21 protein-coding genes are annotated in these 22367 nt (G+C 69.3%); 12 read left to right on the forward strand and 9 right to left on the reverse strand.

Annotated features, from left to right (window positions below):
• Positions 1–35: 35 nt before the first annotated feature.
• Together O1Q96_RS05570 and O1Q96_RS05575 are read left to right on the forward strand one after the other, a co-directional pair.
• Complete coding sequence (locus O1Q96_RS05570; RefSeq protein ID WP_419586426.1) at positions 36–1121, forward strand: LCP family protein; 1086 nt, start codon at positions 36–38, stop codon at positions 1119–1121.
• A gap of 264 nt (positions 1122–1385) precedes the next feature.
• Positions 1386–2537, forward strand: a complete 1152-nt coding sequence (locus tag O1Q96_RS05575) for a dipeptidase (protein WP_269247111.1) — start codon at positions 1386–1388, stop codon at positions 2535–2537.
• 70 nt (positions 2538–2607) lie between these two features.
• Here the strand turns inward: O1Q96_RS05575 and O1Q96_RS05580 are convergent, their stop codons facing one another.
• On the reverse strand, positions 2608–2967 hold the full coding sequence (locus O1Q96_RS05580) for a VOC family protein (RefSeq protein WP_269247112.1): 360 nt from the start codon (positions 2965–2967) through the stop codon (positions 2608–2610).
• A gap of 141 nt (positions 2968–3108) precedes the next feature.
• Between O1Q96_RS05580 and O1Q96_RS05585 the strand changes: the two genes are divergently transcribed.
• The gene (locus O1Q96_RS05585) at positions 3109–3615 is read left to right on the forward strand and encodes a CGNR zinc finger domain-containing protein (RefSeq protein WP_269247113.1); all 507 of its coding nucleotides are present in this window, start codon (positions 3109–3111) and stop codon (positions 3613–3615) included.
• Between the two features lie 101 nt (positions 3616–3716).
• On the opposite strand, the gene O1Q96_RS05590 is transcribed toward O1Q96_RS05585, so the two are convergent.
• On the reverse strand, positions 3717–5060 hold the full coding sequence (locus tag O1Q96_RS05590) for a UDP-glucose dehydrogenase family protein (RefSeq protein ID WP_269247114.1): 1344 nt from the start codon (positions 5058–5060) through the stop codon (positions 3717–3719).
• A gap of 212 nt (positions 5061–5272) precedes the next feature.
• Between O1Q96_RS05590 and O1Q96_RS05595 the strand changes: the two genes are divergently transcribed.
• Entirely contained in the window at positions 5273–6430 is a 1158-nt protein-coding gene (locus O1Q96_RS05595) for an acyl-CoA dehydrogenase family protein (protein WP_217454786.1), read from the forward strand.
• Positions 6431–6543: 113 nt separating this feature from the next.
• On the opposite strand, the gene O1Q96_RS05600 is transcribed toward O1Q96_RS05595, so the two are convergent.
• On the reverse strand, positions 6544–7809 hold the full coding sequence (locus tag O1Q96_RS05600) for an LCP family protein (RefSeq protein WP_269247115.1): 1266 nt from the start codon (positions 7807–7809) through the stop codon (positions 6544–6546).
• Positions 7810–7929: 120 nt separating this feature from the next.
• Here O1Q96_RS05600 and O1Q96_RS05605 point away from each other — a divergent pair, with 120 nt between their 5' ends.
• Positions 7930–8475 (forward strand): acyl-CoA thioesterase, encoded by a 546-nt coding sequence (locus tag O1Q96_RS05605; RefSeq protein WP_217454789.1) that lies wholly within the window; start codon positions 7930–7932, stop codon positions 8473–8475.
• Between the two features lie 195 nt (positions 8476–8670).
• On the opposite strand, the gene O1Q96_RS05610 is transcribed toward O1Q96_RS05605, so the two are convergent.
• Positions 8671–10119: an LCP family protein gene (locus O1Q96_RS05610; RefSeq protein ID WP_269247116.1), complete on the reverse strand. Its 1449-nt coding sequence runs from the start codon at positions 10117–10119 to the stop codon at positions 8671–8673.
• Between the two features lie 127 nt (positions 10120–10246).
• Here O1Q96_RS05610 and O1Q96_RS05615 point away from each other — a divergent pair, with 127 nt between their 5' ends.
• Positions 10247–11278 carry a glycosyltransferase family 2 protein gene (locus O1Q96_RS05615; protein ID WP_269247117.1) on the forward strand — a complete coding sequence of 344 codons (1032 nt, stop codon included), beginning with the start codon at positions 10247–10249 and terminating at the stop codon, positions 11276–11278.
• Positions 11279–11352: 74 nt separating this feature from the next.
• On the opposite strand, the gene O1Q96_RS05620 is transcribed toward O1Q96_RS05615, so the two are convergent.
• The 3 genes from O1Q96_RS05620 to O1Q96_RS05630 all read right to left on the reverse strand — a co-directional run bounded on the left by O1Q96_RS05620 (position 11353) and on the right by O1Q96_RS05630 (position 13246).
• Positions 11353–11766 carry a spore-associated protein A gene (locus O1Q96_RS05620; protein WP_269247118.1) on the reverse strand — a complete coding sequence of 138 codons (414 nt, stop codon included), beginning with the start codon at positions 11764–11766 and terminating at the stop codon, positions 11353–11355.
• A gap of 118 nt (positions 11767–11884) precedes the next feature.
• A complete protein-coding gene (locus O1Q96_RS05625) occupies positions 11885–12817 on the reverse strand; it encodes a hypothetical protein (RefSeq protein ID WP_269247119.1) in 933 nt (310 codons plus the stop codon).
• A 15-nt stretch (positions 12818–12832) separates the two neighbouring features.
• Complete coding sequence (locus O1Q96_RS05630) at positions 12833–13246, reverse strand: hypothetical protein (RefSeq protein ID WP_269247120.1); 414 nt, start codon at positions 13244–13246, stop codon at positions 12833–12835.
• A 249-nt stretch (positions 13247–13495) separates the two neighbouring features.
• Here O1Q96_RS05630 and O1Q96_RS05635 point away from each other — a divergent pair, with 249 nt between their 5' ends.
• The 6 genes from O1Q96_RS05635 to O1Q96_RS05660 are packed head-to-tail and all read left to right on the forward strand — an operon-like array spanning position 13496 to position 18714.
• Complete coding sequence (locus O1Q96_RS05635; RefSeq protein WP_269247121.1) at positions 13496–14887, forward strand: peptidoglycan-binding protein; 1392 nt, start codon at positions 13496–13498, stop codon at positions 14885–14887.
• Positions 14884–15585 (forward strand): ABC transporter ATP-binding protein, encoded by a 702-nt coding sequence (locus O1Q96_RS05640; RefSeq protein ID WP_269247122.1) that lies wholly within the window; start codon positions 14884–14886, stop codon positions 15583–15585. The genes O1Q96_RS05635 and O1Q96_RS05640 overlap by 4 nt, the downstream gene beginning before the upstream one ends.
• 8 nt (positions 15586–15593) lie before the next feature.
• Positions 15594–16853, forward strand: coding sequence for an ABC transporter permease (locus O1Q96_RS05645; RefSeq protein ID WP_419587037.1), 1260 nt, complete (start codon positions 15594–15596; stop codon positions 16851–16853).
• A gap of 59 nt (positions 16854–16912) precedes the next feature.
• Positions 16913–17785, forward strand: coding sequence for a hypothetical protein (locus O1Q96_RS05650; protein ID WP_269247123.1), 873 nt, complete (start codon positions 16913–16915; stop codon positions 17783–17785).
• A gap of 53 nt (positions 17786–17838) precedes the next feature.
• Positions 17839–18255 carry a peptidase M23 gene (locus tag O1Q96_RS05655; protein ID WP_269247124.1) on the forward strand — a complete coding sequence of 139 codons (417 nt, stop codon included), beginning with the start codon at positions 17839–17841 and terminating at the stop codon, positions 18253–18255.
• 30 nt (positions 18256–18285) lie between these two features.
• Positions 18286–18714, forward strand: coding sequence for a hypothetical protein (locus O1Q96_RS05660; protein ID WP_269247125.1), 429 nt, complete (start codon positions 18286–18288; stop codon positions 18712–18714).
• An 81-nt stretch (positions 18715–18795) separates the two neighbouring features.
• Here O1Q96_RS05660 and O1Q96_RS05665 read toward each other — a convergent pair whose 3' ends face one another.
• Positions 18796–20439: an LCP family protein gene (locus tag O1Q96_RS05665; protein WP_269247126.1), complete on the reverse strand. Its 1644-nt coding sequence runs from the start codon at positions 20437–20439 to the stop codon at positions 18796–18798.
• 82 nt (positions 20440–20521) lie between these two features.
• Positions 20522–22264 (reverse strand): LCP family protein, encoded by a 1743-nt coding sequence (locus tag O1Q96_RS05670; RefSeq protein ID WP_269247127.1) that lies wholly within the window; start codon positions 22262–22264, stop codon positions 20522–20524.
• Between the last annotated feature and the right edge of the window lie 103 nt (positions 22265–22367).

A 22367-nucleotide genomic window follows, 5' to 3' on the forward strand; every position in this document is an offset into this window, starting at 1 on the left:
CCTCCTTGTAATAATTCGGACTTACGTTCCTGTCTGTGAGCGCAGAAGACGAGCACGGGGACGGGGACGCCGCGGGACGCGGCAAGGGGCGACGGCCGAACTGGTCCGGCCGGTCACGGCTGTTCAGGGTGGCGGGAGTCGCCCTCGGCTGCGTACTCGTCGCCTCGGCGGCCGGAGCGACATGGGCGTACTGGCGTCTGAACCACAACATCAAGAGCGTCGACATCGACAGCGCGCTCGGCGACGACCGGCCGCCCCGGGCGATGACGACCCCGACCGGCCCGGCGTCGGCCTCCGCGACCCCGCTGCCGAGCGGCGCGCTCAACATCCTGGTCCTCGGCTCGGACACCCGCAGCGGCAAGCGCAACAAGGCCCTCGGCGGCGGCAGCAGCGACGGGGGAGCCCGCTCCGACTCGGCGATGATCGTCCACGTCGACGAGGGCCGCTCCGACGCGACCGTCGTGAGCATCCCGCGCGACACCCTGGTCACGCGCCCCTCCTGCCCGCTGCCCTCGGGCGGTTCGACGTCGGTGGCGTACGGCGCGATGTTCAACAGCGCGTACTCGGTCGGCGGGCCCGTCTGTGCCGTCAAGACGGTGGAGTCCATGACGGACGTCCGCATGGACCACTACGTCGAGATCGACTTCGCCGGTTTCGCCGATCTGGTGGACGCGCTGGGCGGGGTCACGGTGACGACGGACGAGGACATCTCCGACGAGGACAGCCACCTCGACCTGGAGGCGGGCACCCACCACCTCGACGGCAAGGAGGCCCTGGCCCTCGCCCGTACCCGGCACGGCATAGGCGACGGCAGCGACCTCGGCCGCATAGGCCTCCAGCAGACACTGGTGAAGGCCCTGCTCGACCAGGTCGCCTCCACCGACCTCCTCACCAGCCCCACCCGCCTCTACAAGGTCGCCGACGCCCTCACCAGCAGCCTCACCACGGACACCGACCTCAACTCCCTCACCGAGCTGATGAGTCTGGGCCAGAGCCTGAAGGCCCTCTCCTCCTCCCGCACCGAGACCGTCACCATGCCGGTGGTCACCGCCCCCTCGGACCGCAACCGGGTGGTGGCGGACGAGCCGGAGGCGAACGAGCTGTGGGAGTCGCTGAAGTGAGGGCCACGGCTGGACGCGGGCGCGCCTCGGCACCCGATGAGGGCGCGCTCCGGACTCCGCGGTTCGCTCCGCCGAGAGTGCTGCCGCGCCTTTGCCGGTCCGTGGGGCCGGGCGCGCCCGCGTGGCAAAGCCGCCAACGTCGTGGCCCCGCGTGCCGGGCGGGGTGCGGCCGGTAGCCCGAACGCTTCGCTCGCCGCGACCCCGTCCCGGGGGCGTGTCACGGTGGGATCACCTGTTGCCACCACCGGACCCCGGAGCCCTGCCATGGCAGATCTGCAGGACGAACTGCACGCAACCGCCGAGGCCGGCGAGCTGGATCGCCCCGATGCGGAGAGGGAGTTCGAGCCCGTCGGACCTGACGCCGGGCCCGTGCCCGCATCCGACGCCGACCCCGACGCGGACACGGCCGACGACCTCCTCACCCGCGCCCACGCCCTCCTCGCCGCCCACCCCGTGGCGGACGGCTACAGCGGTCTGCCCTGGGCGCTGCGGCACGTCCCCTGGTACGACCTGGAGCTCGGCGAGAGCACGGTCGACACGGATGTGCCCAGGCTCAGGGAAGGGCACGTGGGAGCGTTGTTCTGGGCGCTGCACCTGCCCGAGGGACTCGTCGGTGATCGGGCGGTCGGAGCGACGCTGGAGCAGCTCGACCTGGTGAAGACCGTGGTGGAGACGCACCCGGAGGGTCTGCGCATGGCCCACAGCGCGGCGCAGGCCACGGACGCCCGGAACTGCGGGCGCGTCGCCGTGCTGCTCGGTCCGGCCTGCGCGGCCGCGCTGGACGACTCCCTCGGCATCCTGCGCGCACTGCACGCCCTCGGTCTGCGCGCCCTCACGCTCTCCGGCGCCTCCTGGGCCGGCGAGCGGGGGCTGACCCGCTTCGGCGAGGAGGTCGTGCGCGAGATGAACCGCATCGGTGTCCTCGCCGACCTCTCCGGCGCGTCCGACGCGACCGTCCGCCGTGCGCTCACCATCTCCAAGGCGCCGGTCATGTGCACCCGCTCCGCCGCCCGCGCCCTGCGCCCCCACCCGGCGAACCTCCCCGACGACGTGCTCGTCGAGCTGGGCGCCACCAAGGGCCTGTGCCTGGTCCCGCTGACCGCCGAGCAGACGGGCCCGTCCGTCCGTGACGTGGCCGACCACCTGGACCACGTACGGGCGCTCGCGGGGCCCGAGTGCGTCGGCCTCTCGGGGACCTACGACTCCGGGGCCGCGCATCCGCGGGACCTGTCCGACGCCTCGGGCTATCCGCGGCTCGTCGCCGAACTCCTCGGCCGTGGCTGGTCCGAGGCCGACCTGGCCCTGCTCACCTGGGGCAACGTCCAACGAGTCCTGCGCAGCGCGGACTTCACGGCCCGCGCCGCCCGGCAGCGACGCGAGCCGTCCACCGCGAAGATCGCCGAGCTCGACGGCTAGGGCTCACGGGCTCACGGGCCCACGGGCCCACGGTTCACGGGGACGGCCGGTCACGGCAGGGCGCGGACGCTCAGCAGGCGCAGAGGCAGAAGGGGTGGCCGGCCGGATCGGCGTACACCCGCCAGTTGCGCCGGCGGTCCTCCGCGTCCAGCACCTTCGCGCCCAGTGCCAGGACCTCCTTCTCGGCCGCGTCCAGGTCCTCGACGGTCAGGTCCAGATGGAACTGCTGCGAGTCGTCCGGCGCGGGCCACTTAGGCGGTACGTGACCGGCGGCCGCCTGGAACGCCAGCGTCCCACCCTCCGGCAGCCGCAGCTCGAACCAGTTGCCGTCACCCTCGACGGTGCCGCCGAGCACCTCCGCGTAGAACGTGGCGAGCGCGCGCGGGTCGGGACAGTCCAGGGCGACGGCGCCCAGCTTGGCGAGAGCCATGACTTCTCCTCCTCGGTTCGTTACCTCTTATGGGTTTCATCAGGTAACCGTTACTGCATGCTGCCCCATTGGGGGTAACGGCACAAGAGGGGCGAGGACTGCTGTTACCGCCTGCTACCCGCCGGGGGTAACGTCGCAGGCATGAGTGAGCGTGTGCCCGCACCCGGCGGACTGGTCCTCATCCAGTCCCTGGTCAACAGCCTCGACATCGAGTCGGGCGTCGACGCGCTCGACACGGCCGAGGGACGGGCCCGGTTCGGGCTCGGCGAGGGCGAGAGCGAGGCGCGGGACGCGCGCGAACTGCGCGAGTCGCTGCGGGTCGCGTGTCTCGCCCACGCGGGCCACCCGGCCCACCGGCAGGTACGGCTGCTCGACGAACTGCTCGCGTCGGCCCCGCTCGTCGTCACGGTCGCGGCGGGCGACGGCTCGGCGGCCTTCAGGCCCGCGGACCCGTCAGCGCTGGCCTCCAGGGTGGCGGCGGCTGTCGCCGAGTCCCTCACCGCCGGCACCTGGCTGCGGCTCAAGGCCTGCGAGGCCCCGGACTGCCACTGGGCGTACTACGACCGCAGTCCTGCGGGACGCGGCCGCTGGTGCTCGATGTCGGTCTGCGGAGCCCGGGCCAAGATGCGCCGCTACCGCGCCAAATAGCCGGACCGGACCGCAGAGGACCGGAGAGGGCCGGAGAGGGCCGGAGAGGGCCCACGTCCGGAAGCCCGTCCAGGTGGGCCCGGGTGCCGCTCAGGGGCCGCTCAGGCCGTCGGGCGTCCCATCGCCCGGTACGTCCAGCCCGCCGCCCGCCACACGGCCGGGTCCAGGGCGTTGCGGCCGTCGAGCATGACGCGGTCCGTCGTCACCTCGCCGAGCGACGCAGGGTCCAGCTCGCGGAACTCGCGCCACTCGGTCAGGTGCAGCACGGCGTGGGCCCCGCGTACGGCGTCCACCGCCGTCTCCGCGTACCCCAGCGTGGGGAAGATCCGCCGTGCGTTGTCCATGCCCTTGGGGTCGTAGACGGTGACCTGGCCGCCCTGCAGGTGGATCTGCCCGGCGACGTTCAGCGCGGGCGAGTCCCGGACGTCGTCCGAGTCCGGCTTGAACGTCGCGCCGAGGACGGCGATCCGCTTGCCGAGGAAGGAACCCCCGCCCAGCGCCTCACGGGCCATCTCCACCATCTGTCCGCGCCGCCGCATGTTGATGGAGTCGATCTCGCGCAGGAACGTGAGCGCCTGGTCGGCGCCCAGCTCGCCCGCGCGGGCCATGAAGGCGCGGATGTCCTTGGGCAGGCAGCCGCCGCCGAAGCCGATGCCCGCGCGCAGGAACTTCCTCCCGATGCGGTCGTCGTGCCCGATCGCCTCGGCGAGCTTCACGACGTCGCCGCCCCCGGCCTCACAGACCTCGGCCATCGCGTTGATGAAGGAGATCTTGGTGGCGAGGAAGGAGTTCGCGGCGGTCTTCACCAGCTCGGCGGTCGGGAAGTCGGTCACCACGAACGGCGTGCCCTCGGCCAGCGGCGTCGCGTACACCTCGCGCAGCAGCTTCTCGGCGCGCTCGCTGCGGATGCCGGCGACGATGCGGTCGGGGTGCAGGGTGTCCTGGACGGCGAAGCCCTCGCGCAGGAACTCCGGGTTCCAGGCCAGCTCGACCTCCTCGCCGGCGGGGGAGAGCTCGACGAGGGTACGGGCCAGCCGCTCGGCCGACCCCACGGGCACGGTGGACTTGCCGACGACGAGGGCGGGGCCCGTCAGATGGGGTGCGAGCGAGGCGAAGGCGGCGTCGACGTACGACATGTCGCACGCGTACTCGCCGTGCTTCTGCGGGGTGTTCACGCAGACGAAGTGGATGTCGCCGAACGCCGCGGCCTCCGCGTAGTCCATGGTGAAGCGCAACCGCCCGCTGGCGCCCTCGATCCCGGCGACGTGCTTGCGCAGCAGTTCCTCCAGACCGGGCTCGTACATCGGGACCTCGCCCCGCTGGAGCATCTCGATCTTCTCGGGCACCACGTCCAGGCCCAGCACCTCGAAACCGAGCTCGGCCATGGCGGCGGCGTGCGTGGCGCCGAGATAGCCGGTGCCGATCACGGTGATCTTGAGGGCCATGGATGCTCCAGTAGGTATCGGTCAGGCATGCGCCGGCAGTGCGCCCCGAGTGCGCTGACCGAGCATAGTCGGGGCGTGTTCGAGCGCTTCACCGGGCAGATTTTCCCTTGTCGCCAAGGTCACGTATCCCTCCCGTGGGCAGGCCCTTAAAATTTGAGTTACTTAACGGTAATTAGCGTCAGCATCACTGTGTCTTTGGAGCGTGAGAGACCTTGGCCGGATCGGCTGATTTCGACCTGTACCGCCCGTCCGAGGAGCACGACATGCTCCGGGACGCGATCCGCTCACTGGCCGAGGCGAAGATCGCGCCGCACGCCGCGGCGGTGGACGAGGAAGCCCGGTTCCCCCAGGAGGCCCACGACGCCCTGGTGGCCGCCGATCTGCACGCCGTGCACGTACCGGAGTCGTACGGCGGCGCGGGCGCGGACGCGCTGGCGACGGTCATCGTGATCGAGGAGGTGGCGCGGGTCTGCGCGTCCTCGTCCCTGATCCCCGCGGTGAACAAGCTCGGCTCCCTGCCCGTCATCCTCTCGGGCTCCGAGGACCTGAAGAAGAAGTACATGACGCCGCTGGCCAAGGGCGACGGGATGTTCTCGTACTGCCTCTCCGAGCCGGACGCCGGGTCGGACGCGGCCGGCATGAAGACGAGGGCGGTCCGGGACGGCGACTTCTACGTCCTGAACGGCGTGAAGCGCTGGATCACCAACGCCGGCGAGTCGGAGTACTACACGGTGATGGCCGTGACCGACCCCACGAAGCGCTCGAAGGGCATCTCGGCGTTCGTGGTCGAGAAGTCGGACGAGGGTGTCTCCTTCGGCGCCCCCGAGCGCAAGCTCGGCATCAAGGGCAGCCCGACGCGCGAGGTCTACCTCGACAACGTCCGCATCCCTGCCGACCGCATGATCGGCGACGAGGGCACGGGCTTCGCCACCGCGATGAAGACCCTGGACCACACCCGCATCACGATCGCCGCGCAGGCGCTCGGCATCGCGCAGGGCGCCCTCGACTACGCCAAGGGCTACGTCCAGGAGCGCAAGCAGTTCGGCAAGCCGATCGCCGACTTCCAGGGCATCCAGTTCATGCTCGCCGACATGGCCATGAAGATCGAGGCCGCCCGCCAGCTGACGTACGCCGCCGCGGCGAAGTCCGAGCGCGGTGACAAGGACCTGACCTTCCAGGGCGCGGCGGCCAAGTGCTTCGCCTCCGACGTCGCCATGGAGGTCACCACGGACGCCGTCCAGCTCCTCGGCGGCTACGGCTACACCCGCGACTACCCGGTCGAGCGCATGATGCGCGACGCCAAGATCACGCAGATCTACGAAGGCACGAACCAGGTCCAGCGGATCGTGATGGCACGGAACCTGCCGTAGGGCTCCTGCCGCAGACCATGCGGCACACCCCTTCGCGGACGGCGGGAGGCCCCCGGCATCGAGCAGATGCCGGGGGCCTCCCGCCGTACGTGAACGGATCGCGCTTCCGGTGCCTACCGGTTGCTCGTCACCGTGACCTTCTCGTCGTTCTTCAGCTGGTCCACCAGGGTCTTGACCTTGGCGGTGTCCCACTGGAGGTTGCCGTTGCCGGAGTTGCCCGAGATCGGCATGTTCATCGACTTGCCGTCACCGCTGGTGATGCCCTTCATGGCCCAGAACATGGAGCCGAGGTCCCACAGGGACATGTCCTTGTCGACGGTGAGGGTGTCGAGGCCGGAGCTCAGGGTCGGGTAGAGCTTGAAGGGGTTGAGCACCGTCGAGGGGGTCGCCGTCTGGTTGGCGAGCGCCGAGAGGAACTTCTGCTGGTTCTTCGTACGGTCCAGGTCGCTGCCCGCGAGCGCGTACCGGGTCCGCACGAACGCGAGGGACTGCTCGCCGTTCAGGGTCTGCTTGCCCGCCTCGAAGTCGGCGCCGGACTTGGAGTCCTTCATGCCGCCCTTGGGGATGTCGATCTCCACGCCGCCCACGGAGTCGACGATCTTCGCGAAGCCGGCGAAGCCGATCTCCGCGTAGTGGTCGATGCGCAGTCCGGTGTTGGCCTCGACCGTCCGGACGAGCAGCTCGGGCCCGTCCTCCGCGTACGCCGCGTTCAGCTTCACCTGGCGGCCGGTGCCCGGGAAGGTCTTGCCGGACTCGGAGCCCTTGAACGTGGGGATCGTCACGTTCGAGTCGCGGGGCAGCGAGATCATGGTGTTCCCGTTGCTGCCGACGTGCAGGATCATCATCGAGTCCGTGCGCTTGCCCTCGGCGGAACCGGTGTGGAGCTTCTTCTTCTCCTCCGCGGTCATGCCCGCGCGGCTGTCGGAGCCGACGATCAGGTAGTTCGTGCCCTCGCCGGCGTCGGGCCGGTCGATGACCTGCGACAGGTCGACGTCCCGGTTGAGCTTGGAGTCGGCCCAGAAGTACGTGCCGACGGACACCACGACCAGCAGCGTGACCACCGTGATCGAGATCCACTTGATCCGCCGCCGCCAGTTCGGCGCGGGCCGGTCCCGCAGGCCGCCCGGCCCCTGCGGACCGCCGCCGCCGGGTGCGCCGTAGACCTGGCCCGAGTTGTAGCCGCTGTCGTAGCCGCCCTCGCCGTGACCGTCGGTGTACGTGGGCTGCGGCGGGACCCCGTGGGGAGGTGCCGAGCCGGCTCCCCGGCCGCGCTGCACCTGCCGCATCACACGGGCGCCCTCGGGCTGGGCGCTCGCGCTGCCACGGCCTTGGCGGTCGCCGCCGTTGTTTCCGGACCATCCCTGGGGCCAATCGTTCATGCGCCCCAGTGTGCAGTGCTCGACTGTGTGGCATACAAGAGTCTTCGGAATATCGGACCAGGGCTGTTGCAGATCTGATGCAAAACGACCCCTTCGCGCCCCCGGCATAGGGTGGGCGGCATGACAGACCAGGCCCACGCCCCGGAGTCCGATATTCCGGGCAAGCCGACTTCGGCGTCCCGAACCACCCTCAGCCACATCATGACCCACGGCGACACCAACCTTCTGGGGACGGTGCACGGCGGAGTGATCATGAAACTGGTCGATGACGCGGCCGGGGCGGTGGCCGGGCGGCACTCCGGAGGACCCGCCGTCACGGCCTCGATGGACGAGATGGCGTTCCTGGAGCCGGTACGGGTGGGCGACCTGGTCCATGTGAAGGCCCAGGTGAACTGGACCGGCCGCACGTCCATGGAGGTCGGTGTCCGCGTCCTCGCCGAGCGCTGGAACGAGTCGACGCCGCCCCAGCAGGTCGGCTCGGCCTACCTCGTCTTCGCCGCGGTCGACGCCGACGGCAAGCCGCGCCGGGTGCCTCCGGTATGCCCGGAGACGGAACGCGACGAGCGGCGGTACCAGGAGGCACAGATCCGGCGCACACACCGGCTGGCCCGCCGCCGAGCCATCATGGACCTCCGCGAAAGGCGCTCCGCCGAGGGCCTCGACTAGCGAGTCCGGTACGCGTCCCCCCGAGCGGACTGGCCCTGATCGCCCCCGCCCGCCCCGTCAGGGGCGCGGGGAACGGCGCGCCCAGCCCCCACCGTCCCGCGGACGAAGTCCTGCCCAGTGGGGCGCGCGGAACGGCGCACAGCCACCCGGCCCGGCGGGTGAAGGGGGCGTCGGGCGCCCCCGCCCGACCGGCGCCTACGGGCAGACCACCTGGTCGCCCGTCACCGCGTCGAACTCCCCCTGCGTCGGATCCTCCGCCCGCACCTTCCGAACCTCCGTGTAGTCCGCGCCCGCGATCACCTTCATCAGGGGCCCCCGGCCCGGCACGGCGCGCAGCTCACTGCCCGGCAGGGCCGCCGCGAGGGACTTCGCGGAGCGGTCCCAGCGCGGGTCGTACAGGACGACGGTCCGCCGCGCGGACCGGTCCTGGGCGTTCACGGGCGCCCGCGTCGTACGGAACCCGGTGGCGGCCAGCCCGCTGTCGACGCGACCGCCCAGCCCGGCGGTCATCGTCCCGTTCTCGACCTGGACCCGGATCTGCTGCGGGGCGACATCGACGCGCAGGGCCCTGGAGCGGACCCGGTGCGGTGCGAGCGGCTTGTCGTCGCGCAGGGTCCTGAAGAGCCGCCCCGCCTTCTTCTCGTCCCACTTCAACGTCGAGCCGATGCCCTTCACGGCGTACCCCATCTTCCCGATCGGGACCGTCGTGAACTCCGACGAGGACGGCGAGAAGGCCCGCATCGCCCGCCCCAGGTCGATCAGCTCGTCCGTCCCGAAGCCCTTGTCCGCGCGCACGGAGCCGAGCACGGCCTGCGTCACGTCGCGGAACCTGACCGGGTTGAGCAGCACCCCGGACGACGTGGCCTGGGCGATCAGCGCCGCCAGGAACCGCTGCTGGCGCTGCATCCGGCCGAGGTCCGCGGCCCCGTCGATGTGCCGCGAGCGCACGTACTGCAGCGCCTGGCCGCCGTTCAGAGCGTGGGTCCCGGCGGGCAGGTCGAGCCCGGTGTAGGTGTCCTTCAGCGGCCGGGCCGTGCAGATCCGCACTCCGCCGATGACGTCCACGGTCTTCATGAAGCTCGTGAAGTCGACCTCCAGATAGTGGTCGATCTTCACGTGGGTCATGTTCTCGACGGTGCGCACGGTCAGCCGCGGCCCGCCCTCCGCGTACGCGGCGTTGAGTTTGACCGGGTGCGGTCCGTGCCGTTTGCCGGTGGTCTGGTCGATGTGCGCGGGCGTCTCGGCGTACGAGTCGCGCGGCAGGCTCACGATGCTGGCCCGCCGCCGGTCCTCGGAGAGGTGCACGATCATGACCGTGTCCGTGCAGTGGCAGGGGGCGCCGCCGAGCCGGTACTTCTCCTTCTCCTCCGGGGTGATCCGGTCCCGTCCGTCGGTGCCGACCAGGAGCACGTTCATGCCGTGGCCCCGCTCGGGCCGGTTCTTCATGTCCTTGAAGGGGTCGATCCGGTTGATGTCGGAGTCGAGACCGGTGACGACCGCGTGTCCGATGCCGGCCGCCGCGAGCACCGCCACGGACAGCGAGGTCGCCACCCGGGTGGCCCAGCGGGCGCGGCCGCGCCGTACGGGCGGCCGCGCTGGGCGCTGCCGCTGGGGTGGGGCGGGGGAGCGGGGCGGGGTGGGCAAGGCGGACACCTCCGCGTCGGCCGGGTGTGGGGGTCCGTGAGCACCGTAGGCCCATACGATCTGCTGCCCGGCGCAGCGACCGGGCGGCGCGCGTCCGTGTCCCCCATTCGCGGTAACGTAATCCGCGATGAACGCCAAGCCCGACGCGCAGCTTCCCCCCGTGTCCGTGATCATGCCCGTCCTCAACGAGGAACGGCATCTGCGCGGAGCCGTCCAAGCGATCCTCGCCCAGGAGTACGCGGGCGAGATGGAGGTCGTGATCGCCATCGGTCCCTCCTCGGACCGAACCGACGAGATCGCGGCCGAACTCGTGCGCGAGGACTCCCGCGTGCACACGGTCCCGAACCCGACCGGCCGCACCCCCGCCGCGCTGAACGCCGCGATCAAGGTTTCGCGCCACCCGATCGTCGTGCGCGTCGACGGGCACGGCATGCTCTCGCCGAACTACATCGCGACCGCCGTGCGTCTCCTGGAGGAGACCGGCGCGCAGAACGTCGGCGGCATCATGCACGCCGAGGGCGAGAACGACTGGGAGCACGCGGTCGCCGCCGCCATGACCTCGAAGATCGGTGTGGGCAACGCGGCCTTCCACACGGGTGGCGTGGCGGGCCCCGCGGAGACGGTCTACCTGGGTGTCTTCCGCCGGGAGGCGCTGGAGCAACAGGGCGGCTACAACGAGGAGTTCGTCCGCGCCCAGGACTGGGAGCTGAACTTCCGGATCAGGGAGGCGGGGGGCCTCATCTGGTTCTCGCCCGAGCTGCGGGTCTCGTACCGTCCGCGCCCCTCGATGCAGGCCCTGGCCAAGCAGTACAAGGACTACGGCCGTTGGCGTCATGTCGTCGCCCGCTACCACTCGGGTTCGATCAACCTGCGCTACCTGGCTCCGCCGACGGCGGTCTGCGCGATCGTCGCGGGCCTCGTGGTGGGCGCGGCGGTGACCTCCTGGGGCTTTTTGGTCCCCGGCGGCTACCTCGCCGCGATCGCCGTGGGTTCGCTGCCCGCGGGCAAGGGCCTGCCCCTCAGGGCGCGGCTGCGGATCCCGGTGGCCCTGGCGACCATGCACATGTCGTGGGGCTGGGGCTTCCTGACCAGCCCGAAGGCGCTGGCCAGGACGGTCATCGCGTCGCGGCGGCCGGCGGTGCGGGCGAACACGGCCTGAGACTCGGGCCCATGCGGACCAGGGTGACGCGGAGCCCACTGCGGGCTGTGCACCACCCCGGTCGAGGCACTGCGTCAGCCGCAGTTCGTCGCGGAGCCGGACCCGTAGTTGGAGAAGTAGCTTCCGTACCAGTCGACGCAGGAGCCGGCGGCCGACACGTACACGGGGCCGGCGTAGTAGCGGTAGTCGCCCGAGTCGGTGGTCCAGCTGGACGAGCCGGTGCGACGGATCTTCGCGGTCATCGGGCCGCTGTATTTCTGTTCCGTCTGAATCGTGACGACGCAGTTCTTCCCGGTGGAGCCGTTGTACGTCAGGTAGACGGTGCCCGCACCGAACTGCATGTTCGCCGAGTTGACGACCGAGTAGCCGGAACCGCACGCCCCGTTGTACGCCACGTTGGCTCCGGCCGCGTTCGCGTTGCCCGAGAAGGCCAGTACGGAGGTCGCCGCGGCGGCGGCCGCGGCGGTGAGTGTGGTCCATCTGTTCATCTGTGTTCTCCGGGTTCCGTTAGGGGTCGTTCGAAGGTGCCGGCCGTGACATCACCGTCACGGCCGGGGCGCCACGAACACCGTCAAGTCGGCACGAGCGCGTCGCAGGCGGGCCCCTTCAGCGGGTTCCTGCCGCTGCCGCGGCCCTGAGGATGGCTTCTTTGCGCTTCTTGAGGGTGTCGAGCTGTTGCTGGTTCTTTTCGATGGCCCGTTCCTGGTAGGCCACCTCGACCCCGTACCAGACCCCTATGACATTGTGTTCGCGTTTGCATGCGACGTCGGCCTCGGCCACCTGGATCTCCCGGGCCGAAGCGGTCTCGGAGGCCTGGAGGCTCCTGTCCTCCACAGGGGCCATCGGCATCTTGTAGTCGTAGCCCTTCTTCTTCATGCAGTCGGACCACTGGGCGAACACCCGCTTGACGCGGGAATCCTTCTGGGCCTCCTGGAAGGTGAAGACGGCCAGATGGTTGGCGAACTCCTCCTTGTCCGGATGCACTTTGGGCCCGTTGGCGGCGAGTTCGCGCAGCGCCTTGCCCCAGCAACCGCCCTTGGGGACGGACTTGCCGTCGGCCGTCTTCCGGCCGCTCTTCCCGTCCTGCGGGCCGAAGAGCGCCAGCGACTCCGCGGGAGAGTAGTCCTCCTCGGGAGGCTTGGGTCCACGGGATGCTGGGTCGATCCGGTAGCCGAACCGCGAGGCCTTGTCCGGATCGGTGACGCCGTAGCGGTTCGCGTCCCGTAGCGCCTTGTCGCCCCGGTACACCGGGCGCGGTTCCAGATCGAAACCGAAACCGCGCATGCACTCGGCGGCGATGAGATCCTCACCCCGACGCCGGGTTCGCTCCTCCTCGTCCGTCCAGGAGTACGCCTCCAAAGGGAGTTCCAGACTGCGGGAACTGCCCATGGTCGGTGTGGCCGAGACATTGGGCGGATCACTGAAGTCGACCGGCGGGGCCTCCTCGGACCGGACGCGCTCGTCCGGGTCCGAGGAGGAGCAGCCGCTCAGCGCGACGGAGGCACACAGCAGCGCCAGGCCGATCCGGGTGGTGCGCACGACGTGCCCCGTGCTCTAGAACGGCTCGTAGCTGGACGCGTTGTTGTTCTGCAGCCAGCCCGGGGTGTTGCGGCGCACGCCGTCGCAGGTGTGGTTGTGCCGCTCGCCCTTGAAGTCCGAGTTGAAGAAGATCGCGTAGTTGTAGCGGGTGCCCCAGCACTTCGCCGACGACGAGTTGTTGCCGACGACCTGGCCCTGACCGGAGCCCGAGGCGAGGAACCTGTCGTCGTGGTGGGACGGCTCCTCGTCGTAGTAGTCCATGAAGGACGACGACGAGTAGGACGTGGAGTGGTAGTACATGCACAGCTCTTCAGCCACGCACTTCCCGTCCCTGTAGTTGTCGAACGAGTAGGCCTGAGCCGGGACGGCCGTGGCCACCACCGTGCCGGCCGCGAACAGAACACCGGCGATCTTTGCCGCAATACGCATGAAAACTTCCCCCTGGACAAATGTTCGGGTGTGAACCGCAGAGGATCTTGGCACGACTCGCCCCCCGCAGGGCAATTGCGAAAGCCTGTTTGGCCAGAAGTCGATCATGATGGCCGAAAGTTAATGGCGAGTAACTTCACAACGCAGGAACGCGCTTGACAGTGCTCGCGCTGCGGTGATCACATTTGACGCGAGCATGGCGGCATGGTCTTGAATGTCGGAAATGCCGCTTCCGGGTTGGGGGAACCTTTGAGGGATTCGCAGGAGAGCTCTGGGCTGTCACGGCGCAAACGAGCCGTAGCCGCCCTGGCGGCGGGTGCCGTGGTGCTCGCGGGCGCCGCCGTGTGGACCTCGACCTTCGTGAAGTCACCCGCCCAGGCCGCTGCCGACGCCGGTCCGCCGGCCCGCGACGTCCTTACCGCACCCGTCGAGCGGCGCGTACTTTCGGACACCGTCGTCACCCGTGGCGCCGTCTCAGCCTCACAGACCGTCGACATCGCACCTGTCGGCGCCGCCCTGGCGGACTCCGCCACACCCGTTGTCACCAAGGTGATGGTGCGTTCCGGCCAGACCTTCAAGGCCGGCCGCGTCCTCGTGGAGATATCCGGCCGGCCCGTGTTCGCCCTGCCCGGGAAACTCCCTGTCTACCGGGACCTCAAGCCGGGCACCCACGGCAATGATGTACGCCAGCTCCAGGAGGCGTTGCGGACGCTGGGCCACTCCACCGGAACCGACACACCCGGCACCTTCGGCCCCGGCACCAAGCAGGCCGTCGCCGCTCTCTACGCCGCCATCGGCTACGAAGCCGTCGCCGCCGGAGGAACCGGCGAGGGCGGGGACGGCGACCCGGTGAGCGCCGCCCGGGACCAGGTGAAGCAGGCCCAGCGGCAGCTCGACGGGCTGCTCAAGGCAGCATCCGGCGAGTCGGGCAAGACCGACGAGGAGGGCAAGGCCGGGGAGACGGGCGCGGACGCGATCCGCTACGCCCGTGAGGACCTGGCCGAGGCCCGGGCCCGGCTCACCGAGGCCGAGGAGGTGTCGGGACCAATGGTGCCCGCCTCCGAGGTGGTCTTCCTCTCAGGATTCCCCGCCCGCGTCGACGTCATGGCCGCCAGGATCGGCGGCGAGGTCGGCGAGAAGCTGGCGACGGTCTCCGCGGGCCGACTGGTGATCAAAGGCTCGCTCGGCGCCCAGGAGAAGGATCTTGTACAACCCGGCCAGCAGGTCAAGGTGCTTTCAGAGGTGTACGGCGACGAGGTGACCGGCAAGGTCTCCTCCGTTGCCAGCGCCCCTGCCGCACCCGAGGGCGACGACAAAGAGACGACGACCACCGCGGGAGGACAGGGCTACGCGGTGGTGGTCAAGTCGGACTCCGCACTGCCCGCCCGTCTGGCGGGCCAGGACGTGCGGCTCACCATCGAGGCCGCTTCGTCCGGCAAGAAGGTGCTTGTCGTCCCGGTGTCCGCCCTCTCCGCCGGCGCCGACTCCCGCACCACCGTCACCGTCCTGGACCGCTCCGGTGAGCGACGGCGCATCGAGGTCAGGCCCGGCACCGCCGGAGACGGCTACACCGAGGTCACCCCCGTCAAGGGGGCGCGACTCGCGGAGGGCGACAAGGTCGTCGTCGGTGTCTCGCGGTGACCGCCGGCACCATCCCGCCCCCGGTTGTCGAGTTCCGGGGCGTCGGCCTCACCTATCCCGGTCCGCCTCCGGTCCGGGCGTTGAAGGCCTGCGAACTGGCCATCGGCCGCGGTGAGTACGTCACGGTCGTCGGCCCCTCCGGCTCCGGCAAGTCCACCTTCCTCAACATCGCGGGGCTGCTCGACGGGCCCACCGAGGGCAGTTACCTCCTTGATGGCATCGACACCGGAACGCTCTCCGACGCGGACCGCACCGGACTGCGCGGCCGGCGAATCGGGTTCGTCTTCCAGAGTTTCCATCTTCTGCCGCACCGCTCCGCGGTCGAGAACGTGATGCTGGCCATGGTCTACAACGCCGGCGCGCGCCGCGATCGCGAGCAGCGGGCCCGCGAGGCACTGGAGCAGGTCGGCCTCGGCCATCGCGCCGACGCGTTGCCCACCCGGTTGTCGGGAGGCGAGCGGCAGCGCGTCGCCATCGCCCGTGCGCTGGTCGCCCGCCCCTCGCTGCTGCTGTGCGACGAGCCGACGGGCAATCTCGACACCACGACGGCCGAGTCGATCCTCCTGCTCCTCGACGAACTCCACGCCGGTGGCATGACCCTCGTGGTGATCACACATGACCCGGAGGTCGCGGCTCGCGGCCAGCGCACCGTCGCCATCCGGGACGGCGTGCTCAGCGAGCAGGTGACCGCCGCGTGAAGGTGCCGATACCGGGTCGTACGAGCCGCACGAAGCGTCATCGCGTTCTGAGTGCCGACAGGTCCCGGTTGAGCCCGCGCGATCTGTTTTCCGAGTCCGCTGCAGGCATCCTGCAGCGACCCGCGAGGTCCGCCCTCACCGCGCTCGGCACCGTCCTCGGCGTCGGAACCTTCGTCGCGGTCCTCGGGCTCACCGCCACCACGTCCTCGCAGATCGATTCCCGCTTCAATGAGTTGACCGCCACCGAGGTCACTGTCGAGGACACAGGTGGCGACCAGCCCGAGTTCCTGGACAACGCCTTCCCGGCCGACGCGGACCGCCGTATCGAAGCACTCAACGGGGTGCGCGAGGCGGGCGTGTACTGGCCGGTGCGCCTGAATCCGGAGGATGTCGTCTCGGCTGCGCCTCCCGGAGCCGGTGGTGAAGGGGAACGGACCCAGGTGGTCGCTGCATCCCCCGGCGTCCTCGCCGCGGCGGGGCCGGTGCTCGCCCAGGGCCGGACGTTCGACGCGTACCACGACCGACGGGGCGAGAACGTGGCCGTGATCGGCTCGGGCCTGGCCGCGCGGCTTGGCATCGTGACTCTGGAGACCGCTCCGGCGGTCTTCGTGGGAGACCAGGCGTTCACCGTCATCGGCATCGTCGCGGATGTCGAGCGCAAGGCGGATCTGCTGCTGTCGGTGGTGGTGCCGCGGACCGCCGCCGAGCAGATCTGGGGCAGCCCCGAGAGTGGCGAGCGGGCCAAGATGCTCATTGCGACCGATCTCGGAGCGGCCCGGCAGATTGCCTCGGAAGCGGCGCTGGCACTCGATCCGGCTCACCCGGAGCACTTCAAGGTCGTACCACCGCCCGATCCCAGGAGCCTGCGCGGCAACGTCACGTCCGACCTCAACGATCTCTTCATGCTGCTGGCCGGCATCTGCCTGGTGATCGGCGCTGTCGGTATCGCCAACACCACCCTGGTGGCCGTGCTGGAACGCACCGGCGAGATCGGCCTGCGCAGGGCGCTGGGCGCCCGTGGCCGCCACATCACCGTGCAGTTCCTGGCCGAGTCCGGTGCGCTGGGCGCGCTCGGCGGACTGATCGGCACCAGTCTCGGCACGGTCACCGTGGTGGCCATGGCGGTGCTCCGCGACTGGACACCGGTCATCCACCCGGCAACGGTCGTCGCCGCCCCGGCGATCGGCCTGGTCACCGGGCTTCTCGCGGGTCTCTACCCCGCGTGGCGCGCCAGCCGTATCCAACCGGCGGAGGCGTTGCGCCGTTGAGATACCCCGCACCCTGACTTGTTCGAACCCCAGCCCTCCACGCCGCCCGAGGAAGAGACGTGCGAAAGACGACCCCGACTGCACTGCTGGCCACGGCCCTGCTTCTCGCGGGCTGCTCCGGTGATGGTGACGCACCAGCCGTACCGGAGAAGCCGGACAGTTCCATCGCGCCCAAGTCGGCCAGTCTTACGGCGGATCTGGCCCTGCCCATCGAGGGCTACATCTTTTCGGAGTCCGAACTCGGCCTGCTGACGGACGCGATGAGCAGCCTGGCCCAGCGCTGTATGAAGCGGTCCGGCTTCGACTACCGCCCGGACGACGTGCAGCCCCCCGACATCGCCGTCATGGACCGCCGCTACGGCATCGCCAACTCGCACACGGCCGCGGAGTACGGCTACCACTTCCCGACCCCGAAGGCCGGTGAGTCGGCCATCAAGTCGCTGGGTGAGGCGGGCCGGGTCGCGCTCGCCGGCAAGCCGCTCGCGGACGGTTCACTCGACCCCGACGGCGGGTGCATCGGTGAGGCCAAGCGGCGACTGGCGGGTCAGAAGGCCGAGTTCGGCCCGGACAAGATCGCCCGCGAACTGAACATGGAGAGCTACGTACGGAGCCAGAAGGACCCGCGCGTCCTTGCTGTCTTCCGCTCGTGGTCCACATGCCTGGCGGCCAAGGGGTATCGCTACGCCTCACCCATGGACGCCATCGACGACCCCGAGTTCGGGTCCGAGAAGACAAGTCCCGCAGAGATTTCGACGGCCCGAGCGGACGTCGAATGCAAGAAGAAGACCCGACTCGTACGTACCTGGTTCGACGTCGAGTCCGAATGGCAGCGGACGGAGATCGAGAAGAACGCCGAGGAACTCGCCCGGATCAAGCAGCACAAGACGGACCAGCTCAAGAAGGCCGCGGCTGAGATGGGCGAATCCCGGTGAACCGTCGCAGCCAGAACACCCCCCATCCGCAGAACAGAAGGGACACCCATCCCATGCGTTTCCGTACTTCCGCTCTCACCGCCGCTTTGGCGGCCGCCGGGGCTCTCGGCATGCTGGCCACCGCGGCGCCCGCCCAGGCGGACAGCATCCCTGACGGACTGTGCGGCGGTGTCATCGATGTCGACTACTGCCTCTGGTACAACTCCAACCAGGCGGGAGGCTGGACCGCCACTTACGACAACGAGCCGAACTGGGCCAACCATTTCTTCACCAATGGTGGCCAGGGCAGCAACGGTGTGGGCATGCCCGTCAAGAACAACGCCGCGTCCTATGCGAACAGCCATGACAGCAAGACCGGTGTCTCGTACTTCAACCAGAACTACGGCGGCGCCTCCGACGTCGCCCCGCCGCGCGACAAGGGCAACCTCTCCAACACCTACAACGACAACGCGTCCTTCCGCTGGCGCTGACCCTCAGACACAACCGACACGGGAGTAACCATGCGTCTTCGTTCACTGTTCGTGGCCGGTGGTGTCCTCGCAGCAGGCACGCTGGGCCCTCTGACCATGGCGGCCCCGGCCCAGGCCGCGATGTCCGACATCTGCGGTGGCGTCATCGGAGGGATGTACTGCCTGTACTACAACTCCGGCCAGAAGGGCGGAGCCACCGGGGCAAGAGGGAACGTCCCCAACTGGGGCGACTACAACGGCACCGGGCTCCCGATGAACTTCGCCGACTGGGGCCTGGGCACGGCCGGCGTCGGCCAGAGCGTCAAGAACAACGCGGCGTCCTGGGCCAACTCCCACGACCGGGCGGGGCTTTCGTACTTCAACTCCAACTACGGTGGTGCGTACGACGTAGGTGCCCCGAACTCCAAGGGCCAGCTCGTGAACACCTATAACGACAACGCCTCGTTCCGCTGGCGGTGAGGTGACCCGGGCTCCCGGGGGACCCGCCAGAACCCGAGGGACTCCGCGCGGGCCCCTCCCCGACAGGGGAGGGGCCCGTTGTCAGGACCAGGTGAAGGCCGGGTTCACGTGCATGCAGGCCTCGTCGTTCGCGCCGTTGAGTGCCTCGGCCGACTCCGGGGTCCTGTCGTCCTCCTTGGGGGCCCGGTAGGTGTCGCCCTCACGCCAGTCCGCGCCCACGACCAGCGTGACGCCGGAGACGTTCGTCGACTTCTCCACCGAACTCAAAGGGATCCCGAGGGACTTGGCGAGTGCTTGGGCGTCTCCCTCAAGGTCGGCCTTCGGGTAGCGGACGACCGTCCTGTCCTCGCTCAGCGCGGCGGTCGTGTCGGCCGCGGCCTGGGTGAAGCCCTCTTGCACAAGCAGCCCCGCCACGGTGTTCGCGCGCCCGTTGGCCGGGCCCAGAACAGCGGTGCGCGTGCCGTTCTGCACCAGGACCGCGATCTCGTCTTCGGCGGCCGACGGATCGTCCGAGCCCTCGGTCTCCTTTTTCTTCTTGTCCTGACCGTCCAGTGCGATGTCCTCACGCACCAGCCGGAAGAGCTTCTGTGCATCCTCCGTGGGCTCCACCCGCACGCCGACGTACCGGTTCGGCATCGTGGTCATGGTGATGCGCTTCGGCTCCACCTTCCGCAGCTCGTTGCTGAGGTCGTAGAGCTTCTTGACCGTGTCGAGCTCCGGGTCGACGGTGATGGCCTCGGTGGCCTTCTCGGCGAGCCTGCGCAGTTTGTTCGGGCTGCTCAGCGTGGCGTTCTTCCGCAGCACCCGGATCATCGAGTTCATGTACTGGTGTTGCGCCTTGGCGCGGGCGAGGTCGCTGCCGTCCTCGAACCCGTAGCGCGTACGCAGCCACTGCAGGGCCTGCTTGCCCTTCACCGGATGCGTGCCCTCCTCCAGTTTCAGGCCCGAGCCCTCGCCCTTGCTGTTCTTGGAGTAGATGTTGGCGTCCACGCACACCGGCACACCGCCGATGGCATCGGCCATCGCCACCACACCCGCGAAGTCGATCTTCATGAAGTGGTCTATGCGGATGCCTGTGAGTTCTTGCCAGGTGGCCACCGTGCAACCGGGGCCGCCGTGCCCCAGGCTCTGGTTCGTCATCGTCCGGCCGTTGCTTGCCGGGTATTCCTTGTCGTTGTCGGGATCCGTGCACTTGGGGATCTGGACCAGTGTGTCGCGGGGCATGCTGATCACCGACATGTTGCTGCGGTCCGCGGACACGTGCAGCAACATCTGGACGTCCGCGAGTGGAGCCGCGCCAAATGTCTCCTTGGCACCGCCCAATTTCTGGTTCGCCTTGGAATCCCGCGCGTCGGAGCCGATGAGCAGGATGTTCAGTGGAGTCTGACCGGCCGCATTGGGCGTCGGCTCGGCGAGCTCCTTGTCGCCCAGGTTCAGATCGTCGTTCTTGATCTTGCTGTTGAGGTGTTCGTAGTAGAGGTATCCCGCCCCGGCGGTGCCAAGTATCAGCACGGCCAGCACCGTCGCCGACCAGCGAAGCACCCGGCGTCTTCGGTGGGGCGCCGTTGTACCACCCCCGCCCCCGCGATGCCGTCTTCCGCCACGCGGATCGCTTGCAGAATCGTCTCTGCCGCCCGGGTCGCGCGGGCTGTCGTCCGCGCCGGGCTCTCTGTCATATCGGGCGCGTGATCGCGCCCCCTCCCCACGCAGACTGCTCTGCGTCATCTCCCTGCCTCCCCACCCTTGCGCCTGCTGCCAACGACGGGCCTGCCGTGCGTCCTGTTAGACGCACGGCAGGCCCGTCAGGTCACTTGGCGCAGACAGCTTTGTCAGCTGTTGACTTGTCGATCTCTTCCGGTGCTGTCGCCGGAACGGTGAGGGGTACCCCAGCCCCCTGGAAATCCTCACCGAGCGTCAAGGTCATCGCTGGCAGTCCCTGCGAGTTCTTGACGCTCTTGCCCGGCTTCAGGGCCGAGGCCGCCAACCCCATGACGTCGGCGAGTTTGCGTGCCTGGTCTGCTTGATCGGGAGCGTACTCGAGTGTGGTCTTCGCGATGCTCTTGCCGGCGTTTCCCCCGTTCTCCGACTTGAGTACGCCCTCCTCGAGTTGCAGCCAGCTCAGGGTCTCCTGCGCGGAGCCCGCAGCCGCGCCGCCGTTGAACACCTGCACCCGCACGTCGGCCGCAGCCGCCCTGTCCCCCTTCAGCCGAGCGGCCACCTCGGCCTTCTCCTTCTTCTTCTGCTGTTTGACCGCGGTGAGCGACACGTCGTTCCTGATCAGGCTGAACAGCTCTTTGGCGTTCGGCTCTTTGAGGACGACTGTCGCCTTGACCTTCTCGGCCGGGTTGTCGATCACCGGAACCGTGGTGAAGGACAGGTTCTTGGTATCGAACTTCCCGAGTTCCAGGCCCAGGTCACGGAGCCTGGTGATGCTGCTGATCTTCGAGTCGACGGTCAGCGCCTGGGTGCCCGCCTCCGCCAGCTTCACCAGTTTCGTCGGGCTGGTGAGGGTGCCCTTCGACTTGAGCTTGCGCATGAGCGAGCTGAGGAACTGCTGCTGGATCTCGATCCGGCTCAGGTCGCCGCCGAAGCCCACGGAGTGACGGGTCCGGACGAAGGCGAGTGCTTCTTCGCCTTCGATGCTGTGCTTGCCCTTGGACAGCTTGAGCTTGGAATCCGGGTCGTCGATGTCCTTGGCCAGGCAGACGTCGACGCCCTCGACCGCCGTGGTCAGCGTTTTGACCGCATTGAAGTCGGCGATCATGAAGTGGTCCAGCTTGATACCGGTCAGCTCGGTGACGGTCCGCATCGTGCAACTCGGCGTCCGCCCTTCCTGACCGAGGCTGTTGTTGAAGCGGATGCCCGGTTGCCCAGGGATGACCTTGGTCGAACCGTCCTCCTGTGTCGTCGGACAGTCCGGAATATCCGTGATCAGGTCGCGCGGAATGCTCAACGCGGTCGCGTTCGTGCGGTCCTTCGAGACGTGCAGCACAACCGTGGTGTCGGCGTGCCCGGCGCTTCCGGAGTCGCCGTAGCCACTGTTCCCGCTACCCGTGCGCTTGTCCGTGCCCACCAGCAGGACGTTGATCGCCCGGTCCTTGCTGAAGCCGCCGGTACCCGCGCCGTCGTCGGAGACGGACGTGATGTTGTCGTTGAGGTGCTTCCAGTAGAGGTACCCGGCCGTACTGGCGCCGACGAGCAGGAAGGCCATCGTGCCGCCCGTCCAGACCAGGATTTTCTTGCCCCTGGACTGGTTGGGCCGGCCCTTGCGGCGGCCGGGCGGAGGGCCCTGCGGCGCGCGTCGTCTGCGCGGTCCGGGCACGCCCGGCTCCGGCGCCTCCTCCGGTGTCCGCTGTCGCTCCCGGCCCGGCGCCGCGCGCCCCCGCGAGGGCGTGGCACCGCCCGCCGTTCTGCGAGCGCGGGGACCGGGGACCGCTGACTGCGGTGCGGAAGCCTGCAGTCGCAGTTCGTAGTCGCCGGTGCTCGGGTTGAGTACCCACTGGTCTGCGGGGTCGATATCGTCCGCCCGCCCACGGCCTTGCGCGTCCACGGTTGCTTGAGTCCTCCGTCGGGGCCACGCGGCGTCTTTCCCCCTCAAAAGACGCTCGGTCAGTCGGTCCAACCAGTGCGCGACCTCAGGACAGACCTCGTGG

It is taken from the genome of Streptomyces aurantiacus, assembly GCF_027107535.1.
Taxonomy (GTDB): domain Bacteria; phylum Actinomycetota; class Actinomycetes; order Streptomycetales; family Streptomycetaceae; genus Streptomyces.

Bases quoted from the DNA above. Each gene is read 5' to 3' on its own strand.
- O1Q96_RS05620 (WP_269247118.1), bottom strand. From the start codon at position 11,766: ATGAACAGATGGACCACACTCACCGCCGCGGCCGCCGCCGCGGCGACC.
- O1Q96_RS05585 (WP_269247113.1), top strand. From the start codon at position 3,109: ATGAGTGAGCGTGTGCCCGCACCCGGCGGACTGGTCCTCATCCAGTCC.
- O1Q96_RS05600 (WP_269247115.1), bottom strand. From the start codon at position 7,809: ATGAACGATTGGCCCCAGGGATGGTCCGGAAACAACGGCGGCGACCGC.
- O1Q96_RS05580 (WP_269247112.1), bottom strand. From the start codon at position 2,967: ATGGCTCTCGCCAAGCTGGGCGCCGTCGCCCTGGACTGTCCCGACCCG.
- O1Q96_RS05665 (WP_269247126.1), bottom strand. From the start codon at position 20,439: ATGACGCAGAGCAGTCTGCGTGGGGAGGGGGCGCGATCACGCGCCCGA.
- O1Q96_RS05660 (WP_269247125.1), top strand. From the start codon at position 18,286: ATGCGTCTTCGTTCACTGTTCGTGGCCGGTGGTGTCCTCGCAGCAGGC.
- O1Q96_RS05630 (WP_269247120.1), bottom strand. From the start codon at position 13,246: ATGCGTATTGCGGCAAAGATCGCCGGTGTTCTGTTCGCGGCCGGCACG.
- O1Q96_RS05605 (WP_217454789.1), top strand. From the start codon at position 7,930: ATGACAGACCAGGCCCACGCCCCGGAGTCCGATATTCCGGGCAAGCCG.
- O1Q96_RS05655 (WP_269247124.1), top strand. From the start codon at position 17,839: ATGCGTTTCCGTACTTCCGCTCTCACCGCCGCTTTGGCGGCCGCCGGG.
- O1Q96_RS05575 (WP_269247111.1), top strand. From the start codon at position 1,386: ATGGCAGATCTGCAGGACGAACTGCACGCAACCGCCGAGGCCGGCGAG.
- O1Q96_RS05615 (WP_269247117.1), top strand. From the start codon at position 10,247: ATGAACGCCAAGCCCGACGCGCAGCTTCCCCCCGTGTCCGTGATCATG.
- O1Q96_RS05590 (WP_269247114.1), bottom strand. From the start codon at position 5,060: ATGGCCCTCAAGATCACCGTGATCGGCACCGGCTATCTCGGCGCCACG.